General features: G+C 61.6%; 21 protein-coding genes and 1 pseudogene. 14 read left to right on the top strand and 8 right to left on the bottom strand.

All coding sequences use genetic code 11. The features are described from left to right. The first annotated feature begins 56 nt into the window (after window positions 1-56). Window positions 57-1,292 carry an MFS transporter gene (locus MESOP_RS11410; protein WP_031250357.1) on the top strand — a complete coding sequence of 412 codons (1,236 nt, stop codon included), beginning with the start codon at window positions 57-59 and terminating at the stop codon, window positions 1,290-1,292. 70 nt (window positions 1,293-1,362) lie between these two features. Here the strand turns inward: MESOP_RS11410 and MESOP_RS11405 are convergent, their stop codons facing one another. Then, on the bottom strand, window positions 1,363-2,220 hold the full coding sequence (locus tag MESOP_RS11405) for an alpha/beta fold hydrolase (protein WP_013893488.1): 858 nt from the start codon (window positions 2,218-2,220) through the stop codon (window positions 1,363-1,365). A 148-nt stretch (window positions 2,221-2,368) separates the two neighbouring features. On the opposite strand from MESOP_RS11405, the gene MESOP_RS11400 reads away from it, so the two are divergent. The 8 genes from MESOP_RS11400 (at window position 2,369) to MESOP_RS11365 (ending at window position 10,512) form a co-directional block, all read left to right on the top strand. Continuing rightward, window positions 2,369-2,794 (top strand): MarR family winged helix-turn-helix transcriptional regulator, encoded by a 426-nt coding sequence (locus MESOP_RS11400; RefSeq protein ID WP_013893487.1) that lies wholly within the window; start codon window positions 2,369-2,371, stop codon window positions 2,792-2,794. Window positions 2,795-3,004: 210 nt separating this feature from the next. Beyond that, on the top strand, window positions 3,005-4,033 hold the full coding sequence (locus tag MESOP_RS11395; protein ID WP_245265069.1) for a hypothetical protein: 1,029 nt from the start codon (window positions 3,005-3,007) through the stop codon (window positions 4,031-4,033). A 354-nt stretch (window positions 4,034-4,387) separates the two neighbouring features. Beyond that, window positions 4,388-5,026, top strand: coding sequence for a 50S ribosomal protein L25/general stress protein Ctc (locus tag MESOP_RS11390; protein WP_013893485.1), 639 nt, complete (start codon window positions 4,388-4,390; stop codon window positions 5,024-5,026). A gap of 38 nt (window positions 5,027-5,064) precedes the next feature. Then, a complete protein-coding gene (pth, locus tag MESOP_RS11385) occupies window positions 5,065-5,808 on the top strand; it encodes an aminoacyl-tRNA hydrolase (RefSeq protein ID WP_041164623.1) in 744 nt (247 codons plus the stop codon). A gap of 414 nt (window positions 5,809-6,222) precedes the next feature. Continuing rightward, window positions 6,223-8,004, top strand: a complete 1,782-nt coding sequence (locus MESOP_RS33545; protein ID WP_167313547.1) for a DUF8189 domain-containing protein — start codon at window positions 6,223-6,225, stop codon at window positions 8,002-8,004. A 23-nt stretch (window positions 8,005-8,027) separates the two neighbouring features. After that, window positions 8,028-8,369, top strand: a complete 342-nt coding sequence (locus tag MESOP_RS11375; RefSeq protein WP_041164092.1) for a protease inhibitor I42 family protein — start codon at window positions 8,028-8,030, stop codon at window positions 8,367-8,369. A gap of 156 nt (window positions 8,370-8,525) precedes the next feature. Next, window positions 8,526-9,629, top strand: coding sequence for a redox-regulated ATPase YchF (gene ychF, locus MESOP_RS11370; protein ID WP_013893481.1), 1,104 nt, complete (start codon window positions 8,526-8,528; stop codon window positions 9,627-9,629). A gap of 130 nt (window positions 9,630-9,759) precedes the next feature. Next, window positions 9,760-10,512 carry a DUF5131 family protein gene (locus tag MESOP_RS11365; protein WP_013893480.1) on the top strand — a complete coding sequence of 251 codons (753 nt, stop codon included), beginning with the start codon at window positions 9,760-9,762 and terminating at the stop codon, window positions 10,510-10,512. Here MESOP_RS11365 and MESOP_RS33540 read toward each other — a convergent pair. Then, window positions 10,467-11,393, bottom strand: a complete 927-nt coding sequence (locus MESOP_RS33540; protein WP_013893479.1) for a three-Cys-motif partner protein TcmP — start codon at window positions 11,391-11,393, stop codon at window positions 10,467-10,469. The two genes, MESOP_RS11365 and MESOP_RS33540, sit on opposite strands and share 46 nt — an antisense overlap. Before the next feature lie 164 nt (window positions 11,394-11,557). On the opposite strand from MESOP_RS33540, the pseudogene MESOP_RS33535 reads away from it, so the two are divergent. The 4 genes and pseudogenes from MESOP_RS33535 to MESOP_RS11340 form a co-directional block, all read left to right on the top strand. Beyond that, a pseudogene (locus tag MESOP_RS33535) lies at window positions 11,558-11,683 on the top strand (DUF933 domain-containing protein); the annotation flags it as partial. 218 nt (window positions 11,684-11,901) lie between these two features. Next, the gene (corA, locus tag MESOP_RS11350; protein WP_013893477.1) at window positions 11,902-12,876 is read left to right on the top strand and encodes a magnesium/cobalt transporter CorA; all 975 of its coding nucleotides are present in this window, start codon (window positions 11,902-11,904) and stop codon (window positions 12,874-12,876) included. Window positions 12,877-13,002: 126 nt separating this feature from the next. Further along, window positions 13,003-13,473: a MaoC family dehydratase gene (locus MESOP_RS11345; protein ID WP_013893476.1), complete on the top strand. Its 471-nt coding sequence runs from the start codon at window positions 13,003-13,005 to the stop codon at window positions 13,471-13,473. Continuing rightward, window positions 13,470-13,940, top strand: a complete 471-nt coding sequence (locus MESOP_RS11340; protein WP_013893475.1) for a MaoC family dehydratase — start codon at window positions 13,470-13,472, stop codon at window positions 13,938-13,940. The genes MESOP_RS11345 and MESOP_RS11340 overlap by 4 nt, the downstream gene beginning before the upstream one ends. 54 nt (window positions 13,941-13,994) lie before the next feature. Here the strand turns inward: MESOP_RS11340 and MESOP_RS11335 are convergent, their stop codons facing one another. The 6 genes from MESOP_RS11335 to petA all read right to left on the bottom strand — a co-directional run bounded on the left by MESOP_RS11335 (window position 13,995) and on the right by petA (window position 19,723). Continuing rightward, on the bottom strand, window positions 13,995-14,540 hold the full coding sequence (locus tag MESOP_RS11335; protein ID WP_013893474.1) for an adenine phosphoribosyltransferase: 546 nt from the start codon (window positions 14,538-14,540) through the stop codon (window positions 13,995-13,997). Window positions 14,541-14,727: 187 nt separating this feature from the next. Next, window positions 14,728-15,873, bottom strand: a complete 1,146-nt coding sequence (locus tag MESOP_RS11330; protein WP_041164621.1) for an alpha-hydroxy acid oxidase — start codon at window positions 15,871-15,873, stop codon at window positions 14,728-14,730. A gap of 165 nt (window positions 15,874-16,038) precedes the next feature. Continuing rightward, window positions 16,039-16,734, bottom strand: coding sequence for an acid phosphatase (locus MESOP_RS11325; protein ID WP_013893472.1), 696 nt, complete (start codon window positions 16,732-16,734; stop codon window positions 16,039-16,041). Window positions 16,735-16,860: 126 nt separating this feature from the next. Beyond that, window positions 16,861-17,733: a cytochrome c1 gene (locus MESOP_RS11320; protein ID WP_041164091.1), complete on the bottom strand. Its 873-nt coding sequence runs from the start codon at window positions 17,731-17,733 to the stop codon at window positions 16,861-16,863. Window positions 17,734-17,844: 111 nt separating this feature from the next. After that, window positions 17,845-19,146, bottom strand: coding sequence for a cytochrome b (locus tag MESOP_RS11315; RefSeq protein WP_013893470.1), 1,302 nt, complete (start codon window positions 19,144-19,146; stop codon window positions 17,845-17,847). A 16-nt stretch (window positions 19,147-19,162) separates the two neighbouring features. Next, a complete protein-coding gene (gene petA, locus MESOP_RS11310) occupies window positions 19,163-19,723 on the bottom strand; it encodes a ubiquinol-cytochrome c reductase iron-sulfur subunit (RefSeq protein WP_013893469.1) in 561 nt (186 codons plus the stop codon). Window positions 19,724-20,036: 313 nt separating this feature from the next. Here petA and MESOP_RS11305 point away from each other — a divergent pair, with 313 nt between their 5' ends. Beyond that, window positions 20,037-20,381, top strand: a complete 345-nt coding sequence (locus tag MESOP_RS11305; protein ID WP_013893468.1) for a cupin domain-containing protein — start codon at window positions 20,037-20,039, stop codon at window positions 20,379-20,381. Window positions 20,382-20,436 lie beyond the last annotated feature (55 nt).

Here is a 20,436-nt window from a genome sequence, read left to right as displayed (position 1 = left end):
GAGCGTCCGCCAGATTGCCCGCGGGCGTGCCCGCCAAAAAGACCACGGAGCCTATCTTGACCGATACGACAGCCACCAGCGTCGCTTCCCCCGCGACCGCCGCTTCAGCCCAGGCGACGGCCTTCACCGTCATCCTGGCGGTGAGCCTGTGCCACTGCATCAACGACATCATGCAGTCGCTGCTATCGGCCATCTATCCGCTTCTGAAAGAGAATTACGGTCTCGATTTCTGGCAGATCGGCCTGTTGACCTTCACCTTCCAGGTGACGGCATCCCTGCTGCAGCCGATCATCGGCATGGTCACCGACAAGCGACCGATGCCCTATTCCTTGCCCTACGGCATGGCCTCGTCGCTGATCGGCCTGGTCGTGCTGGCCTATGCCGGGCACTACTACCTGCTCCTGATCGGCGCCTCGCTGATCGGCATCGGTTCGGCGATCTTCCACCCGGAATCCTCGCGCATCGCCCGCTTCGCTTCCGGCGGCCGGTTCGGCCTGGCGCAATCGCTGTTCCAGGTCGGCGGCAATTTCGGCCAGTCGATGGGCCCCTTGCTGGCCGCCTTCATCGTCGTGCCCTTCGGCCAGACCAGCATCTCCTGGTTCGCCGTCGGCTCGCTGATCGGCATCGTCATCCTGTGGCAGGTCGGCGGCTGGTATAGCCGCCTGCGCGCCGCGCAAGGCAATCGCAAGGCGGCAAGCTTCGTCTCGCCCTTCCCGCGCCGCAAGGTGATGAACGCGTTGATCGTGCTGACGCTGCTGGTGTTGAGCAAGAACGCCTACATCGCCAGCCTCGCCAGCTACTACACCTTCTATTCCATCCATAAGTTCGGCGTTTCGGTGCAGATGTCGCAGGTCATGCTGTTCCTGTTCCTCGGCGCCTCGGCGCTCGGCATCCTGCTCGGCGGCCCGTTCGGCGACCGCTATGGGCAAAAGGCGATGATCTGGTTCTCGATCGTCGGCGTGCTGCCGTTCACGCTGGCGCTCCCCTACGCCAATTTGGAATGGACGATGGTGCTGACGGTGCTGATCGGGCTGATCCTGTCCTCGGCCTTCTCCAACATCGTTGTCTTCGCGCAGGAACTTGTGCCCGGTCGCGTCGGCATGATCGCCGGTATCTTCTTCGGCTTCGCCTTCGGCATGGGCGGCATCGCGGCCGCCGTGCTCGGCGTCGTCGCCGACATGAAGGGCATCGATTTCGTCTTCCAGATCTGCTCCTATCTGCCGTTTCTTGGATTGCTGACCGTGTTCCTGCCCAACATGAAGGAAGCCAGGAAGGCACAGGCGGCCGCCTAGATCAGACCTGAAACCCACGCAAGGAAGAGCACCCGCCGGACGGCGGGTGCTTCTTTCGTTCCGAACGGCCCTATGCCTTGAAGAAGGCCAGCAGGTCGGCGTTGATGACGTCCGCATGGGTTGTCGCCATGCCGTGCGGAAAACCCTTGTAGACCTTGAGCTCGCCCTTCTTGAGCAGCTTGATCGACAGCAGCGCCGAGTCGGCTATGGGCACGATCTGGTCGTCGTCGCCATGCATGACCAGCACCGGCACGTCGATTGCTTTCAGATCCTCGGTGAAGTCGGTTTCCGAAAAGGCCTTGATGCAATCGTAATGCGCCTTGGTGCCGCCCATCATGCCCTGGCGCCACCAATTGTCGATGATGCCTTGCGACACCTCTGCACCGGGACGGTTGAAGCCATAGAACGGGCCGGCCGGAACATCGCGGAAGAACTGGGCGCGGTTGGCGGCCTGGGCGGCACGGAAACCATCGAACACCTCGATCGGCAGGCCGCCGGGATTGGCTGATGTCTTGAGCATGATCGGCGGCACCGCGCCGATCAGCACCGCCTTGGCGACGCGCCCGCCGGCACCGTACTGCGCCACATAACGCGCCACCTCGCCGCCCCCGGTCGAATGGCCGACATGAATGGCGTCCTTGAGGTCGAGATGCGCGACAAGTGCCGCGACGTCGGCGGCGTAAGTGTCCATCTCGTTGCCGACATCGGTCTGCGTGGAACGGCCGTGACCACGCCGGTCATGGGCGATGACGCGGTAGCCCTGCGCCAGGAAGAACAGCATCTGGGCGTCCCAATCGTCGCTGCTCAGCGGCCAGCCGTGATGGAAGACGATGGGCTGACCGGTTCCCCAGTCCTTGTAGTAGATCTGCGTGCCATCCTGGGTGGTGATCGTGCCGCTGCCCGAGCCAGACTTTGTCTGCGATGCCATCTCAAATCTCCTTGATTATTACTGCGATAAACAATATCGCGACATCAATATCGCTAACGCAATTCGAAGGCCTTGTCTATAAAAATATGTATCACGATATCATTTTTCGTGGTATGCATCTCGTGATTAATCGGCAAAGGAATGCGTCGTGCCTCTCCCCTTGGATAACCAGCTCTGCTTCACGCTCTATGCCACCTCGATGGCGATCAATCGCACCTACAAGCCGATGCTGGACGAGATGGGGATCACCTATCCGCAATATCTGGTGCTCAACGCGCTTGGAGAGGCCGACGGCATGTCGGTCGGCTCCATCGCCCACCGCCTTGCTCTGGAATCGAGCACCATCACACCGTTGGTGAAGCGCATGGAGCAGGCGGGGCTGGTCACCCGCCAGCGCAGCCAGACCGACGAGCGCCAGGTGCAGGTCGACCTGACATCGGCCGGACGCTCGCTGCTCGTCCAGTGCAACTGCCTGAACGAGACCCTGGTCGAGCGCTCGGGCATGACGCTGGCCGAGCTGGACGCCCTGAACCGGCAGATCCAGGCGCTGCGTGACGCGTTGATCAGTGATTAGGACGGCAGGTTCGTCTTCTTGTGTTCAGGCTTGCACGAAACGAACTGGAGCAGTCGATTCGTGCGGAATGACCTACAGGCTTTCTATTCTACTACAGGGTATAGGGTATTGCGCGAGCAATGCTGGGGAAAAAGGTGGGTAAATGGGTATCAACAATCCCAAAATAAGTGGCTTCGTCATAACCTAAAACAGCGGGGAAATTCTCAAAACTTGCTTGCGTTCATCCCGCCTCGAGAAGACATTGAAAAAGATCCGTTCGCGCTTGACCGGAAGAAGGCTTTGACGCTGGAAAACGGTGCGCCTGGATTCGACATGCACGCTCCCCCGCTTCGTGTTTTGACCCTTCTGGTTCGTCACGGGACCCAGAAGTATCCGACCGCATGGCAGGACTTGCGAGCTATGTTCGCCCACCAGTTGCCGGACGTTGCGCATCGCATGCTCGTGATCGACAATTCGCTGCCGGTCGGTCATGGCTCCGATCTCGACCGCGAGGTCGAACTGATCGGCGCGTCGAACGTCGATTGGGAGTTCTCGGCGTGGGACTGTGGCATCAATCATATCGGTGCCAAACTTCATGACTACGATCTGGTTCACTTGGCCACTTCGGCCTTCGCGGCATCCACACCTGACCATCTCAAGTTGATTGATGGCGGCTCGTTACGGTCGCTGCTTGGCTTGCAAGGAGCGCTGGGCCGCGTTGATTTTCACGACGAGGCCATCTCGATTTTCGGAATCGCTTCGCAGGCATGGCTCCGCAGTTCGTTCATCTTGATGCGCCCACGGCAACTCAGCAGCCTGGGATCTTTGGTAAGCGTCGGCAGGAACACGCCGATTTTCAGCGGGAACCCCCAGCAGCCCTTCCGTGAAGACGCGCCGATCTCGCAAGGATGTCAGCGGTTTTTGCTGCGTTGGCTCACCGGCGACGGAGGCAGCAAATGGACAGTCTGGCATTCCAGGTTCGATCTTACGCCTGAAACGCTGCCGTTTTTCGAGAGCAAGGCCCGCGCCATTCTCAATGAGCAGATGCTCACCAACCGGTTGCTGGCCAATGGATGCGCGCCTGTCGACATGACATGGCTGGCGCTGAAGGTTCGAGCAGCAAGCACGGAACCCGGCAATTATGTTCCGGACCGGGATATTCCGGACTGGCGCGTGCAGATCACTTCCCGAGCACGACCCAAACGCACTTTGACCCAGAAGCTCCGCCGCCAGTGGCTTAAGCTCATGTCGCGGCAGTAGTGCCTACCATCGGCTGTTGCCCACGCGCTCGGGCACGACGCTGGCTGAACTTGGCGCGCTAATCCGGCAGATCCAGGCGCTGCGTGACGCGTTGATCCGCGATCAGAACCAGGCGGGCTGGCGACTGCCCCACCACCGCTTGCACGCCTGCCCGCCTTCCGCTATAGAGCCGCCACCCGCGTAGACACCCTTGGAGGCAACGCGGCGGAAGGCTGCCTTCCCCTTGTGATCCCGAACAAAGGTCCGCGTGAGCGGCTGCCGGCATTCGGACATCCAGGACTGGCGGCTTTCGACGTTTACGGCTTGGGAACATTGCCCGCCGCAAACGCTCCATAACACGCGAAAGGAAAAGCCATGAGCCACGACACTTACGAGCTCAAGGCCGAAGCGCGCGAACAGGTCGGTAAGGGGTCCGCCCGTGCAGTTCGCCGCAACGGTAAAGTGCCTGCAGTAATCTATGGTGACAAGCAGCCTCCCCTGGCGATCGCTCTCACCTACAAAGACATCTACTACAAGATTCATGGCGGCGGGTTCCTGACCACGATCGCCACGATCGATGTCGACGGCAAGAAGATCCAGGTCCTGCCGAAGGACTTCCAGCTCGACCCGGTCAAGGATTTCCCTGTCCATGTCGACTTCCTGCGTATCGGCAAGGACACCGAGGTCAATGTCGACGTGCCTGTCCACTTCATCAATGAGGACAAGTCGCCCGGCATCAAGCGCGGCGGCGTGCTCAACATCGTGCGTCACGAAGTCGAGTTCCACTGCCCGGCCAATGCGATCCCGGAGTTCATCACCATCGATCTCACCGGCACCAACATCGGCGATTCGATCCACATCTCGGCGGTCAAGCTGCCGGCCGGCGTCAAGCCGGTGATCTCCGACCGCGACTTCACCGTCGCAACCATTGCCGGTTCGTCGGCGATGAAGCCGGAGACGGAAGAGACGGCCGAGGTTGCACCGGAAGCGGCTCCGGCCGCCGAAGAGAAGTAACTCTTTCACGCCTGGAGCTGACGATGCCAGAGAAGACAGTGCTTGTCTTTGCAGGCCTCGGCAATCCGGGCGCGAAATACGCTGATAACCGGCACAATGTCGGGTTCATGGCGGCGGACGCAATCGCCCGCCGCCATTCCTTCTCGCCCTGGTCGAAGAAATTCCAGGGCCTGATCGCCGAGGGCACGCTCGGCGGCGAAAAGATCATCCTGATCAAACCGCAGACCTTCATGAACCTGTCCGGCCAGTCGGTCGGCGAATTGCTGCGCTTCTACAAGCTTGGCCCCGAGGCGCTCACCGTCTTCTACGACGAGATCGACCTTGCAGCGGGCAAGGTTCGGGTCAAGGTCGGTGGTGGCTCCGGTGGCCACAACGGCATCCGCTCGCTCGACCAGCATATCGGCAAGGACTTCCGCCGTGTTCGCATCGGCGTCGGCCATCCCGGCGTCAAGGAGATGGTGCATGGCCATGTCCTCGGCGACTTCGCCAAGGCCGACCGCGAATGGCTGGACGTTCTGCTCGACACCATAGCCGACGATGCCGGCTTGCTGGCCAAGGGCGACGACAATTCCTTCATGAACCGGGTGACACTCGCCTTGCGCGACAAGCTCGTGCCGACCGGCGACGACGACCGCCCGCCGCCCAAGGCCCCCAAGGCGCAAGGCCCGAAAGCCCAGAGCCACATCCGCCAGGCGCGCCCGCAGCAGGCGCCGGCCAAGCTGCCGGAAAGTGGCCCGATGGCCGCCATGCTGAAAAAGCTGTTCGGGAAAAACGACGGCTGAAACGGCTGCCGCCGGGCGACCATCCCGGAGCGAACGAACGCCGGCTGACAATTTCAGACCGCCACGGCTGATGCATCCCTGACCATGCGATCGCCTGGATAGAGCTGCCGGAATTGTCTGCCCGCGCGAAAGCAGCGAGCACGGCCTGAAGCTTGCCGACCGATGCGGCTTGGGCCGCCGATGCGCCGTCAGCATATCCAATAGTGAAATCCCTCACAGACCACCACCTCGCGGAAGGCCATGGATGCAAGGTGTGGTTGTCGCATGCCTTTCGGCTTTGCCGAGCAGTCGCACGTTTCAACCGACACGAGGGGACTGTTTATGGCCCGAAATCCTTTGACGTTCTCTGCGCTCAGCAGAGCCCTGACAACCAACAATGCCAGATGGCGGGCCGCCGAAACCCCGATCTCGCTGATGGACCCCCAAAAACGCCTGCAGATGCTGGGCGCCATTCCCAGCAATGAAGCCATCGCCCTGGTCGCGGCGGCACGCAACCAGCCGCCGTCGCTTGCCGCGGCGCCGGGTTTTGCGCCCGCCGTCGACTGGCGCAACAAGAACGGCAATCATATTACCCCGGTCAAGAACCAGGGCGGATGTGGCTCCTGCGTCTCGTTTGGCTCCGTCGGCCTTATCGAGGCGATGTCGCATATCGAGACCGGCCGCTGGTTCGACCTGTCGGAAGCCGATTCGCATTTCTGCTCATCGCACGGCGCCAATTGCGGCGGCTGGTGGCCCGACCAGTGCCTCGACCAGATCAAGGGACGCGGCGTCTGCGACGAAGCCGGCTTCCCCTACCCGTCGGCATTCCCCAACAACGATATCTGGAGCGGCCCGCCTGCCTGCCACGCCGCGCCGAACCGTCCGGCGCGCATCAGCAAGTTGACGGCCGTGCACAAGCTGGTGGATGCGAACGCGATCAAGAACCATCTCAGCAGTGTCGGTCCGGTCGCCGGCTGCTTCACCGTCTACAATGACTTCTTCAATTATTCGGGCGGCATCTACCACCACGTCACCGGCGATGTCGCCGGCGGCCACTGCGTTCTCGTCATCGGCTATTCCGAGGCGGAGCAGTGCTGGATCGTCAAGAACTCGTGGGACACGACCTGGGGCATCGGCGGCTTTGGCAAGATCAGCTATGACGACTTCAAGTATGACGGCCAGCTGTATCCGATGTACGGTGCAACCGGCATCATCCTGCCATCGTCCGGCTGGCAGCCGTTGGGCGGCAAGCTCACCACCGAAGCCGTCGCCGGCAACAACAAGGATGGCCGCATCGAGGTCTTCGCGCGCGGCACCGACAACGCGCTCTGGCACATCTGGCAGACCGTGCCCAACAATGGCTGGGGCGGCTGGGCATCGCTGGGCGGCATCATCACCAGCACCCCGGCGGTCATCAGCAATGCCGACGGCCGGCTTGAGGCGTTCGCCAGGGGAGCCGACGGCGCCCTGTGGCACATCTGGCAGACCGCACCCAGCAGCGGCTGGAGCGGCTGGGCTTCGCTCGGCGGCGGCATCACCAGCGACCCGAGTGCGGTGCGCAATGTCGACGGACGGGTAGAAGTCTTCGCCAGGGGCAATGATGGTGGCCTCTGGCACATCTGGCAAGGCGGCCCGCAACGGGGCTGGAGCGGCTGGGCTTCGCTTGGCGTCCAGATATCGGGCAATCCGGTAGCGTCCAACAACAAGGACGGCCGCATCGAGGTCTTCGCCCGTACCAACAACGGGGCAGTGGTGCATCTCTGGCAGACAGCCCCCAACAATGGCTGGAGTTCATGGGCCTCGCTGGGTGGCATTTTGACCAGCGACCTTGCGGTTGGCCAGAACAAGGACGGCCGCCTCGAAGTGTTCGGGCGCGGCACCGACAATGCGCTCTGGCACATCTGGCAGACCGCACCCAACAATGGCTGGAGCGGCTGGGCATCGCTGGGCGGCATCATCACCAGCGCGCCGGCGCTCGGCCACAATGCCGACGGGCGCATGGAAATCTTCGCCCGTGGCACCGACGGGGCCTGCTGGCATATCTGGCAGACCGCGCCGAGCAATGGCTGGAGCGGCTGGGCATCGCTGGGCGGCGGCATCGTCGGCGACACGGCGGTCGTCAACAACAAGGACGGCCGTATGGAAGTCTTCGTGCGCGGCACGGATCTCGCCCTATATCATCGTTGGCAGACGGCTCCCAGCAACGGCTGGAACTGAGGCGACGTTGATGGGATCGGAAGGTGGCGCGCATCGGCGCGCCGCCCGTCGCCACAAAGGAAGATGCGATGGCGAACGAACGAGCGACCATGAATTTCCAACCCGCAATCGGCGAGCAGATTGTCGTGGAATTGCCGGCGACGCCTGGCGCGGGCGTCGTCTGGTCGGTTCCGCCGGCGCCGGCGGGCTGCACCATCACCCAGATTGAGAGCAAGCCCGATGACACAGGGATAGGCGGCACAACCTTGCAGCGTTTCACGGTTTCCTGCGGCAAGCCTGGACAGATCCAGCTTCGCTTTGAACTGAAGCGGCCGTGGGAAGACATTGTCCGGGCCGTTCAGCCGGTCACCATCGACGTGAAGTAGCGTCCTAAAAGCGCGGTTCGAACTGCTCAAAACCGCCGATCGCCCTCCGATGCGGCCTTTCGCGGCCCTGCCCGTGCGACCGCGGGGCTTGACGTTCCTCCCCCCTATCGCCCATAGCCCTCATCAAATTTCGAATTCCCGATAGGACTGGACAAAATGGGTTTCAAATGCGGCATCGTTGGCTTGCCCAACGTCGGCAAGTCCACGCTCTTTAACGCGTTGACCAGAACGGCGGCGGCGCAGGCCGCCAACTATCCCTTCTGCACCATCGAACCGAACACCGGCGAGGTGGCGGTGCCCGATCCGCGGCTAGGCAAGATCGCCGCGATCGGCAAGTCGAAGGAGATCATCCCGACCCGCATCTCCTTCGTCGACATCGCTGGCCTGGTGCGCGGTGCCTCGAAGGGCGAAGGGCTGGGCAACCAGTTCCTCGCCAACATCCGCGAGGTCGACGCCATCGTGCACGTGCTGCGCTGCTTCGAGGATGACGACATCACCCATGTCGAGGGCCGCATCGACCCCGTCGCCGATGCCGAGACGGTCGAGACCGAGCTGATGCTCGCCGACCTCGACAGCCTCGAGCGCCGCATCGTGCAGATCCGCAAGCGCGCTTCGACCAAGGACAAGGAAGCGACGACCGTGCTGCCGATGATGGAGGCAGCGCTCGAACTGCTGCAGGCCGGCAAGCCGACCCGCATCCTGCTCAAGGGCATTTCGGCCGAGGATTTGCGCATCCTGCAGGGACTGAACCTCTTGACCTCGCATCCCGTGCTCTATGTCTGCAACGTCGCCGAGGCCGACGCCGCTACCGGCAACGAACACACCAGGGCCGTGGAAAAGATGGCGACCGCCCAGGGCGCCGGCACCGTGGTGATCTCGGCCGCGATCGAGGCCGAAGTCGCCCAGCTCTCGGACGAAGAGGAGATGGAGTTCCTGTCCTCGCTCGGGCTCGACGAGCCCGGCCTGAACAAGGTGATCCGCGCCGGCTACGAGCTGCTACACCTCATCACCTATTTCACCGTCGGGCCCAAGGAGACGCGCGCCTGGACCATCCACAAGGGCGACAAGGCCCCGCAGGCCGCCGGCGTCATCCACACCGATTTCGAACGCGGCTTCATCCGCGCCCAGACCATCGCCTACAACGACTTCGTCGCGCTGGGCGGCGAAGTAGCGGCCAAGGAAGCCGGCAAGGCACGCGACGAAGGCAAGGAATATGTCGTCCAGGACGGCGACATCATGCTGTTCAAGTTCAATACGTGATGCTTCGGGAAAGAGCGTCTCGGACTGCTGTCTGCCAACATTCTTGATATGAAGAAATTCCTACAATAGACTTATCGGGGTATTTACGATCTTCGGGCAGTTTTAAAGCAGACGAAGAGAAGAGCGGAAAATGGCCGAGACATCAATCGAATGGACTGACGCGACGTGGAACCCTGTTGCCGGATGCACGATCCTTACGGCAGGATGCACCAACTGCTACGCCATGCGGATGGCTGCCCGCCTCGAAGCGATGGGAGTCGAGAAGTACGTGGGATTGACACGGGAAAGCGGTGGAAGGGCAAAGTGGACAGGCAAAATAAGGCTCGATAGCGGTTCTCTCGACATTCCTGCGTCTTGGAAGAAACCGCGCCGTGTTTTCGTCAACTCGATGTCCGATCTTTTCCACGCGGATGTACCGGTGGACTTCATCCGCGACGTTTGGCGCGTTATGGGCGCCACCCCGCGCCACACTTATCAAATCCTCACCAAGCGGCCAGATAGGATGGCAGAAATTCTATCAACGAAAGCATTTGAAGTTCTGTCGAACGTATGGCTTGGAACAAGCGTTGAGGATAGCCGGGTGCTTCACAGATTGGATGAGCTTCGAGCTGTTCCAGCGGCCATAAGGTTTGTCTCCTATGAACCGCTGATAGGCTCAGTGGCGGGCGCAAGCCTAGCAGGCATCCACTGGGCTATAGTCGGTGGAGAAAGCGGCCCCAACGCACGTCCAATGGACCCGAAGTGGATCGACGAAATCTTCGACCAATGCACCGACGCCGATGCCGCATTCTTTTTCAAACAGTGGGGCGGGAAGAACAAGAAGGCAACAGGTCGAACCTATCGTGAGCGCTTGTGGGATGACCTACCAGAATTGAGAATGTGAGATGCCATCTTGGTCGCCAGCTTCACGGCTGCCGAGCTAGTATTCGAAACCGCAAAGAAAAGCGATGCAAGCGGCGCACCGTTCCTGTGGTGAAGCCGAACCGGATCAAGCACGGCACCTTTGAAGGCGGTTTCAAGGCGTTCTTTCACATAGGCTTCAATCGCGTTTACATCAGCTCGGCGCGCCGCCAGCCCCTGCGTTTCGAAAATGTCTTCACGCGCAATTTCATGATTATACCAACGAGACCGCCAGTCGCTGGCGCCTAGAACCCTATCTAGACTTGCTTGCTTGCCAAGATCGAGCTTTGCCGGATCGTGCGGAGCATTCCTGTAGAGGCCGGACAGCGGAAAGAAGTACCAACAATCCAGTGCCTCGGTTTTGGCAATTGCCTCCACCGTCTCCCAAGACACCTCCATGCCGTACGGATCGAGAAAAATAACCCCACGTATTCCACGGCCGACAATTTCGGAACCTCGCCAGGGGGTATTCGTGCATAGACGCTGCACGAGTTTATTGGCGTCCCCATTGCGCACGATGATTTTGCGATCTGGATACTCCTCAACCAGAGTTTGAAGTTCTGAGAACCGGAACGTGTCTTGTTCAATGAGAACAATCGAGTGCATTGGTGGATCGATTTCGATCGCGATTCGGGCCGACCCTGGTGTCGTGATTTCCTCTGGCTCAGCAAAATCCGGCCCGAATAGCGGCAAACCGGGGCGCACTTCGGTGCGAGTGCCAGAACCAGCAAATGCGTCGATGTAGATGCAAGCAAAATCCTGATTTCGAAGCGCAATCGAAAACGCCTGCAAATACTCTTGCAGACATTTCAATTTTCTCGACGTGTCAGGTCCCCCAAAGACATGTTTTGCCAAATTTAACATCCCCGCCCAAGCGCACTATCCAACCTCGAAAATGGGCAAGTGTCTAGCCAATTTGGCGTTCGAGGAACGAGCAATGTAGCCCCGAAAAGTACCCCTTATCTCTTCAACAAAGTATCTAAAGCAAATGCAACAAGCTGAAACGCGCGCATGAACCATCTATAAGGGCCTGTAACGACTTCGTCGCGCTGGGCGGCGAAGTAGCGGCCAAGGAAGCCGGCAAGGCACGCGACGAAGGCAAGGAATATGTCGTCCAGGACGGCGACATCATGCTGTTCAAGTTCAACACGTGATGCTCGCACGCTGGGCATCCAAAGCATCGTCGCCATCCTGCGGCGATGCACCATCGGCGTATCTCCGAGCCCTGTGCCATCCCGTCCAATGGCCACTTGTCTTGATTTTGTCATGGCACGGGTCTAAGCGGCAGGCACACGCTCGGCGCATGCGACGAAGAGCCGTGCAATCCGACATCAATCCAAACGCCCTTTAATCCAGCAGGGGAGATCCGGCGATGATCAAGGCCTTCGTCGTCGACAATGATCGCCTGCGCCTCACCGACGACCTCCAGGCCAATGGCGACAAGGTGGTCTGGGCCGATCTCGTCAATCCGACCAAGGAGGAAGAGGCCACCATCGAAAGCTGGCTCGGCATCGCCATCCCGACCCGCGAGGAGATGGAGGAGATCGAGATTTCCAGCCGCCTCTACATCGAGGACGGCGCCTACTTCATGACCGCCACTCTGCCCGCCCAGACCGAGGTCGACGATCCCCTGATGTCGCCGGTCACGTTCGCGCTTGCCGGCAACAGGCTGATCACCGTTCGCTACCACGAACCGAAGGCGTTCAAGACCTTTCCGCTGCGCGCGGAGAAGGCGGCGACCGGATGCACCAGCGGCGACACCATCCTGATCGGCCTGCTGGAAGCGATCGTCGATCGCCTTGCCGACATTCTCGAGCGCGCCGGCCGTGACGTGGAAGTGATCTCGCGTGACATCTTCCAGGCGACCTCGACCAAGGCGTCGAAGCGCAACCGCGACTTCCAGGAGCTGCTGAAAGCCATCGGCCGCAAGGAGGACATCGCCTCCTCCGTGCGCGACAGCCTGATCTCGCTGCAGCGCCTCGCCGGTTTCCTCGCCCATGTCGCCACCCAGACCAGGATGAGCAAGGATATTCGCGCCCGCATCAAGACCTTGTCGCGCGACGTGCTGTCGCTTGCCGACCACGCCACCTTCCTGTCGCAGAAGATCTCCTTCCTGCTCGACGCCACGCTCGGCATGATCTCGATCGAGCAGAACGCCATCATCAAGATCTTCTCGGTTGCCGCCGTCATCTTCCTGCCACCAACGCTGGTCGCCTCCATCTACGGCATGAATTTCGATGTCATTCCCGAGCTGAAATGGCAGCTTGGCTATCCCTTCGCCATCGGCCTGATGATCCTGTCGGCGATCCTGCCCTTCTGGTATTTCCGCCGCCGCGGCTGGCTTTGATCGGTTCGCCACGGGCGGACTGCCTGTTGCTGGCGCACCAGAAATAACTTGACCAAACCGCGCCCGGCCTGCATCCGGGATGCCCGATCCCTGGGGATCGCGGATTCCTGAGCCGGATTTCAGACCATGACTGCAAAAACCTGGGCCTATGAGGACTTCGTCGAGGGCATCTCGCTCGACCTCGGCACCAAGCTGGTAAGTGCCGCCGAGATCGTCGAATTCGCGCGGGAATTCGACGCCCAGCCGATGCATCTCGACGAGGAGGCCGGCAAGGCCAGCATCCTTGGCGGGCTGGCGGCCTCGGGCTGGCATACCTGCGCCATGTTCATGCGCATGCTGTGCGATGCCTTCCTGCTGGACTCCACCTGCCAGGGCGCGCCCGGCGTCGACCAGGTCAAATGGAAGAAGCCGGTCCTGGCCGGCGACCAGCTCACCGGCAGCCTCGTGGTCATCGCCAGGCGCCTGTCGAAATCGAAACCGCAACTGGGCTTCGTCACCATGCGCAGCGAACTGTTCAACCAGCGCGGCGAAAGCGTTTTCGAGCTTGAGAATTCCGTCATGTTCCTCACGCGTGAGGCCGCGGGGAGCTTGGCATGACCCTGGACGAATTCTTCCGCATCGGCACCACCGTGACGCTGGGCTCGCACACATTCGAGCCCGAGGCGATCAAGGCCTTCGCCCGCAAATACGACCCGCAGATCTTCCATGTCGACGAGGAAGCCGCCAGGAAGAGCGTGCTCGGCGGCCTCTGCGCGTCCGGCTGGCATACCGCCGCCACCTGGATGAAACTCAATCTCGAAGCCGGCATGGACACCGGGGGCGCTGCCTGGAACGGCCCCGGCATGGTCCCCGAATTCGGCCCCTCGCCCGGCTTCAAGAACCTGAAATGGCTGAAGCCAGTCTACGCCGGCGAGACCGTCACCTTCACGCGCACCGCCCTTTCCCACCGCCCGATCGCCTCGCGCCCCGGCTGGCGCCTGCTGGCACTGCGCTGCGAGGCCTTCGCCTCGGCCGGCGACAAGGTGCTGGAGTTCGAGAGCGCCGTGCTGGTGAGGACGGAGTAGCGGCGCTGGGCGCTCTTCCTTCTCCCCTTGCGGGAGAAGGGAAGAACTGCTCCCTCAATGCCCCTCGAACCCGATCAGCGTCCGCACCGGCACGCCAAGCGCTTCCAGCTTGGCGCGCCCGCCGAGGTCTGGCAGGTCGATGACGAAGCAGGCGGCGAGGATATCGGCGCCGATCTGGCGCAAGAGCTTGACCGCCGCCTCCGCCGTGCCGCCAGTGGCGATCAGGTCGTCGACGAGGATCACCTTCTCTCCAGGGGCAACGCCGTCCTTGTGCATCTCCATCTCGTCGAGCCCGTATTCCAGGCTGTAGGCGACGCGCACGGTCTCGTAGGGCAGCTTGCCCTTCTTGCGGATCGGCACGAAGCCAGCCGAGAGCTGGTGGGCGACGGCGCCGCCAAGGATGAAGCCGCGCGCCTCGATACCGGCGATCTTGTCGATCTTCTGGCCGGCATAGGGATGCACCAGCTCGTCGATGGCGCGGCGGAAGGCGCGCGCATTGCCAAGCAGCGTGGTGATGTCGCGAAACAGGATGCCGGGCTTGGGATAGTCCGGAATGGTGCGGATCGACGCCAGCAGCGTGTCTTCGAGCGAGGGTTTCATGAGACGGCTCTCCGGATGATCCAACTGACACGCGTGAAAGGCGGCAGGGTCCAATCGTAACCCGGCGCGACCGACAACGGCTAGCGCGATGTGGCGGCTGAGACAAGCCGCATCGGCGAGGGATCGATCTCGCCGACCCAGCCATATTCCGCATCCGCATGATCCGCGATGGTCCGCCCGACCCCGACTATCTGAAACGGAGATTGGAGCGCGACAATTGTCCGATCGAACTGCAGCCCATCAGCTTCATGCCGCGTTCGACCTCGACCCGCATCTGCTCGAGCGCCCTTTCGACACCCGGTTGGCCGGCCGCCGCCAGAGGAAACATATAGTAACGGCCAATGCCGACGGCCTTGGCCCCGAGCGACAGTGCCTTCAGCACATGGGTGCCGCGCTGCACACCACCATCCATGATGACGTCGATCTTGTCGCCGACGGCATCGACGACCTCGGCAAGCTGGTCGAATGCCGCCCGCGAGCCATCCAACTGCCGCCCGCCATGGTTGGACAGTACGATGCCGCTGCAGCCGATATCGACGGCGCGTCTGGCATCCTCCACCGACATGATACCCTTGAGGCAGAACGCACCCGACCACTGCCTGACCATCTCGGCGACATCGTCCCAGGTCATCGACGGATCGAGCATCTCGGTGAAATAGCGGCTGATCGACATCGTGCCGCCGCCCATGTCGACATGTTCGTCGAGCTGCGGCAACTTGAAGCCCTCATGGGTGAAATAGTTGACTGCCCAAGCCGGCTTCAGCGCGAACTGCGCCATGCCGGCAAGGTTGAGTTTGAAGGGAATGGCAAAGCCAGTGCGCTTGTCGCGTTCGCGATTGCCCCCGGTGATGCTGTCGACGGTCAGCATCATCACTTCTACGCCAACCTGCTTTGCCCGCTGTATCATCGCCCGGTTGAGGCCGCGATCTCGGTGGAAGTAGAACTGGTAGATCTGCGGGCTGCCGCTGATCCTGCGCACCTCCTCGAGGCTGACGGTGCCGAGCGTGGAAACACCGAACATCGTGCCGTATTTGGCCGCGGCTTTGGCGACCGCCCTTTCGCCCTGATGGTGGAAAAGCCGCTGCAGGGCAGTCGGCGAGCAATAGAACGGCATAGCCAATTTCTGGCCCATGACGGTCACCGACATGTCGATCTCGCTCACCCCGCGCAGGACGTTGGGGACCAGGTCACAGCTTTCGAAACTTGCGGTGTTGCGGCGATAAGTGACCTCGTCATCGGCCGCGCCATCGATGTAATTGAAGATCGGGCCCGGCAGCTTTCGCTGTGCCATCCGCCGGAAATCGGAAAAATTGTGACAGTCGCTGAGCCGCATCATCGATTTCCAAGGCCATGGCGGACGAAGCCTTTGCCACTGTTGAAATATCAACCAGATGCGGCCATGCCAACGGACTAATTGCTGAACTCCCCATAGAGCACGGCCGTGAACACGAAAAGGGGCGCCTGAAGCGCCCCTCTCTGCCGAGATTGCCGACGAACGCTACATGCCGAGGTCGGAACGCAGCTCGGCCCTGGCCACCTCATATTCGGCCTTGAAATCGTCCCGGTTGAGCAGGACCGCGGCAATGACGCTGCCGGAAATCTTGCCCATCTCGACATCGGACGGATAATGGATGCCGCCGACAATGCGGTTGTGGGCGTATTCGGCTGCGCGCGCCATGATCTCGGCGCGCCTCTCCGGAACCATGTCGGCAAGGATGATGCCCATCATGGTGCCGACAGTGGCGTGGCCGGACGGCCAGGAGCCGGAGCTCGACAGCTTGACCGCCGGCTTGACGAGCTCGCTGAGCTGGTGCGGGCGCGGACGCTTCCAGATATCCTTGGCCGGGTCGACGACAGCACCTTCGGTGGCCACGACGCGATCGAAGAAGGCGCTGAATTTCGGCAGCTTTTCCGCACTGAAATTCGGCCCCATCACATCGGCGAAGCGCCAGACATTCTCCTCGGCATCGGCGACGGCACGGACCTCCATTTCGGGCGTGCGCGTCACCTGCAGCGTCAGCACCTCGCCGAGTTCGGCCTTGGTCTCGGCCGAATCGTTCGCCGGTGGAGGCGGCAGGATCATCGTCAGGTCGACATCCTTGTTGGTGACGAAGGGTTTTGCGTCTTCGGCCTGGGCGGCCGAGCCGATGACCAGCAGCAGCAGACCAGCCGCGAGCGATGCGTATTTCTTCATGGAGCGATCCTTTGTTCGAGAATGCCGCAGGATCGCCAGATGCGGTGACGGCCATGTGACATGACCGTAACCGGACGCAAAAAGGGCGCCTCTCGGCGCCCCCTGCATTTCGCTATGTCCGCCCGCTCAGTGGGCGATGCCTTCCCACACCTTGCGCTTGGTCAGATAGACCAGCGCGCCGAACAGCAGCAGGAACACCAGCACGCGGAAACCCATTTTCTTGCGGTCTTCCATGTGCGGCTCGGCGGCCCATGTCAGGAAGGCGGCCACGTCGCGGGAATACTGGTCGACGGTCTGCGGCGAGCCGTCATCATAGGTCACCTGGCCGTCGGAGAGCGGCTTGGGCATCTTCAGCGACACGCCCGACATGAAATACGGATTGTAGTGCGTACCCTCCGGGATGACCATTCCAGCCGGCGGCGTCTGGTCGTAGCCGGTCAGCAGCGAATGGATATAGTCGGGGCCGCCCGCGTCATACTGGGTGAAGATGTCGAAGACGAACTGCGGAAAGCCGCGCTCGACGCCGCGCGCCTTGGCCAGCAGCGACATGTCCGGCGGCGCAGCGCCACCGTTGGAGGCAGCGGCAGCTTCTTCGTTGGCGAACGGCGCCGGGAAATGGTCTGACGGCTTGCCGGGACGGTCGAACATGTCGCCGGCATCGTTGGGGCCGTCATGAATGGTGTATTCGGCGGCCAGCGTCTTGATCTGGGCGTCACTGTAGCCGAGGTCCGACAGCGTGCGGAACGCTACCAAATTCATCGAATGGCAGGCCGAGCAGACTTCCTTGTAGACCTTCAGGCCGCGTTGCAGCTGCGCCTTGTCATAGGTGCCGAACGGGCCGGTGAAGCTCCAGCTCATCTCCTTCGGCTCGTCGATCGGGAAATGCGTCGGTGCGGCTGCATTGTGCGCCTCTTCGGCGGCGAATGCCCAAGTGCCTCCAGTTCCAACGCCGGCGGCCACAAGGCCGATCAGCGCCAGCGAGGTGAGAATCTTTTTCATGCCAAATCCCCTTAGATTCTCTACCGCTCTGTCTTCCTGTTTGAGCATGATCTCTGGACAAACGGTTCCGTTTGTCCGGGAAAACCGGTTCCCACTTTTCGGGATCATGCTCTAGCCCTTGGTCTCTGGTGCGGCCGTGGCGCCCGCCGGATGCCCGCTGCCGCCCTTGTTCTTCTCGAGCACCGCCTCGGTGATCGAATTCGGCACCCTGCGTGGCGTCTCGATCAGGCCCAGCACCGGCAGCGCGATCAGGAAGAAGGCGAAGTAGAACAGCGTCGCCATCTGCGCCATGAACACATAGCTGCCTTCCGCCGGCTGCGAGCCCAGCCAGCCGAGCAGGATGGCATCGGCCACGAACAGCCAGAAGAACAGCTTGTACCAGGGCCGGTAGACCGCCGAGCGCACCTTGGAGGTGTCGAGCCACGGCACCAGGAACAACATGACGATGGCGCCGAACATGCACAGCACGCCGCCGAGCTTGGAGTTGATCGGCCCGATGTTGAAGGTGATGGCGCGCAGGATCGCGTAGAACGGCAGGAAGTACCATTCCGGCACGATATGGGCCGGGGTCTTCAGCGGGTTGGCGACCGTATAATTGTCCGGATGGCCGAGATAGTTCGGCAGGTAGAAGACGAAATAGGCGAAGAAGAACAGGAACACGATCATGCCGAACGCGTCCTTGATGGTCGCGTAAGGGGTGAAGGCGACGGTGTCGGTCTTCGATTTGACCTCGATGCCGGTCGGGTTTGACTGGCCCACGACATGCAGCGCCCAGACGTGCAGCACGACGACACCGGCGATCATGAAGGGCAGCAGGTAATGCAGCGCGAAGAAGCGGTTGAGCGTCGGGTTGTCGACGGCGAAGCCGCCCAGCAGCAGCTGCTGGATCCAGTCGCCGACCAGCGGAATGGCGCTGAAGAAGCCGGTGATGACGGTCGCGCCCCAGAAGCTCATCTGTCCCCATGGCAGCACGTAGCCCATGAAGCCGGTCGCCATCATCAGGAGGTAGATGATGCAGCCGAGGATCCAGAGCAGTTCGCGCGGAGCCTTGTAGGAGCCGTAATAGAGGCCACGGAAGATGTGGATATAGACGGCGACGAAGAAGAACGAGGCGCCGTTGGCATGCATGTAGCGCAGCAGCCAGCCGGAATTGACATCGCGCATGATCTTCTCGACCGAGCCGAAGGCGAGATTGGTGTCGGCCGTGTAGTGCATGGCCAGCACGATGCCGGTCAGGATCTGCGCCACCAGCATGATCGACAGGATGCCGCCGAAGGTCCACGCATAGTTGAGGTTGCGCGGCACCGGATAGGCGACGAAGCTGTCATAAACCAGCCGCGGCAGCGGCATGCGGGCGTCGAACCAGCGTTCGATACCGGTCTTGGGCGTGTAGGTCGAGTGTCCCTCGCTCATCGAAATATCCCCTGCCTCAACCGATAAGGATCTTGGTATCGGAAATGAACTTGAATACCGGCACAGCCATGTTCTCGGGCGCCGGGCCTTTGCGGATGCGGCCGGCGGTATCGTATTGCGAGCCGTGGCACGGGCAGAACCAGCCGCCGAAATCGCCTTCCTGGCCGAGCGGAATGCAGCCTAGATGGGTGCAGACCTGAACCATCACCATCCAGGCTTCCTTGCCGGGCGTGGTGCGGTTGGCGTCGGTCGCCGGCGCGTCGGCCGGAAGGTTGGCATTGCGGGCGATCGGATCCTTGAGATCGGAGAGCTTGACGGCCTCGCCGTCCTTCATTTCCTGTTCGGTGCGGTTGCGCACCACGACCGGCTTGCCGCGCCACTTGACGATCAAGGACATGCCCGGTGTCAGCGAGGCAACATCGACCTCGACCGAGGCAAGCGCCAGCGTCGAGGCATCGGGGCGCATCTGGTCGATGAAGGGCCAGGCAACGGCGCCGGCGCCGACCACGGCTGCCATGCCGGTGGCGACGTAGAGAAAATCTCGACGGTTGGGATCGTGGGTATCGGTTGCGCTCACGGGTGCCTGATCCTTTCGCCTCTTCCGCGCCGGTGGCCGAGCCTGTTCCCCGCTCAATCACGCCAACCCGACAGCGCATGGCGAACAGGCTAGCGAATTCCTCCGGCATTTGGACTTCGGTTTATGCGTGAAGCCCGTTTTTGTCCAGACGGGTGAAGGCACAAGGGCAGATTGTCGCGGGGACAAAATCCGCCACTGCGCGGCAAGGCGGCGAATGGTCGCAAAAGGCGGCTAAACAACCGGGAAACAACCGCAAATCCAATGCCCCGGCTCGCCTCGACACGGGACGCCGGTGTGATCTATCCTTGCTTGCATGGCACACGTCATCGATCGCGAGGAATGGGCCGTTCGCCCCGACCGCTGGAAGGGTGAACTGCAGTGCGGCGCCTATGGCTCCAACTCCTGCCTGATCTTCAATCACCTGCCCGATGTCGGCGGCGGCCCCCGGTTGCACTCCCATCCCTACGCGGAGATCTTCATCATCCGCCAGGGCACCGGCCTGTTCACGGTCGGCGACCAGGAAATCGAGGCCACCGCCGGCCAGGTCCTGATCGTGCCGCCCCACACGCCGCACAAATTCACCAATCTCGGGCCGGGGCCGCTGGAAACGACGGACATCCACGAGAACGGCACGTTCATCACCGAATGGCTGGAGTGAATCCGGCATAGCCCTGTCGAGTTCCCGATTGCCGCCTAGATCTATGGCGTGGCAT

This window comes from Mesorhizobium opportunistum WSM2075 (genome assembly GCF_000176035.2).
In the GTDB taxonomy this organism is placed as follows: Bacteria; Pseudomonadota; Alphaproteobacteria; order Rhizobiales; family Rhizobiaceae; genus Mesorhizobium; species Mesorhizobium opportunistum.
The sequence above is the reverse complement of the archived record's forward strand: the minus strand, read 5'-3'. Positions and strand labels throughout refer to the sequence as shown.

Excerpts from the sequence above, each read along its gene's own strand:
- MESOP_RS11330 (WP_041164621.1), bottom strand. The coding sequence starts at position 15,873 with ATGCGGCTCAGCGACTGTCACAATTTTTCCGATTTCCGGCGGATGGCA.
- MESOP_RS11345 (WP_013893476.1), top strand. The coding sequence starts at position 13,003 with ATGACTGCAAAAACCTGGGCCTATGAGGACTTCGTCGAGGGCATCTCG.
- MESOP_RS11325 (WP_013893472.1), bottom strand. The coding sequence starts at position 16,734 with ATGAAGAAATACGCATCGCTCGCGGCTGGTCTGCTGCTGCTGGTCATC.
- MESOP_RS11315 (WP_013893470.1), bottom strand. The coding sequence starts at position 19,146 with ATGAGCGAGGGACACTCGACCTACACGCCCAAGACCGGTATCGAACGC.
- MESOP_RS11405 (WP_013893488.1), bottom strand. The coding sequence starts at position 2,220 with ATGGCATCGCAGACAAAGTCTGGCTCGGGCAGCGGCACGATCACCACC.
- MESOP_RS33545 (WP_167313547.1), top strand. The coding sequence starts at position 6,223 with ATGGACCCCCAAAAACGCCTGCAGATGCTGGGCGCCATTCCCAGCAAT.
- MESOP_RS11320 (WP_041164091.1), bottom strand. The coding sequence starts at position 17,733 with ATGAAAAAGATTCTCACCTCGCTGGCGCTGATCGGCCTTGTGGCCGCC.
- MESOP_RS11365 (WP_013893480.1), top strand. The coding sequence starts at position 9,760 with ATGGCCGAGACATCAATCGAATGGACTGACGCGACGTGGAACCCTGTT.
- MESOP_RS11390 (WP_013893485.1), top strand. The coding sequence starts at position 4,388 with ATGAGCCACGACACTTACGAGCTCAAGGCCGAAGCGCGCGAACAGGTC.
- MESOP_RS11305 (WP_013893468.1), top strand. The coding sequence starts at position 20,037 with ATGGCACACGTCATCGATCGCGAGGAATGGGCCGTTCGCCCCGACCGC.
- corA (WP_013893477.1), top strand. The coding sequence starts at position 11,902 with ATGATCAAGGCCTTCGTCGTCGACAATGATCGCCTGCGCCTCACCGAC.
- MESOP_RS33540 (WP_013893479.1), bottom strand. The coding sequence starts at position 11,393 with ATGTTAAATTTGGCAAAACATGTCTTTGGGGGACCTGACACGTCGAGA.
- MESOP_RS11340 (WP_013893475.1), top strand. The coding sequence starts at position 13,470 with ATGACCCTGGACGAATTCTTCCGCATCGGCACCACCGTGACGCTGGGC.
- ychF (WP_013893481.1), top strand. The coding sequence starts at position 8,526 with ATGGGTTTCAAATGCGGCATCGTTGGCTTGCCCAACGTCGGCAAGTCC.
- MESOP_RS11335 (WP_013893474.1), bottom strand. The coding sequence starts at position 14,540 with ATGAAACCCTCGCTCGAAGACACGCTGCTGGCGTCGATCCGCACCATT.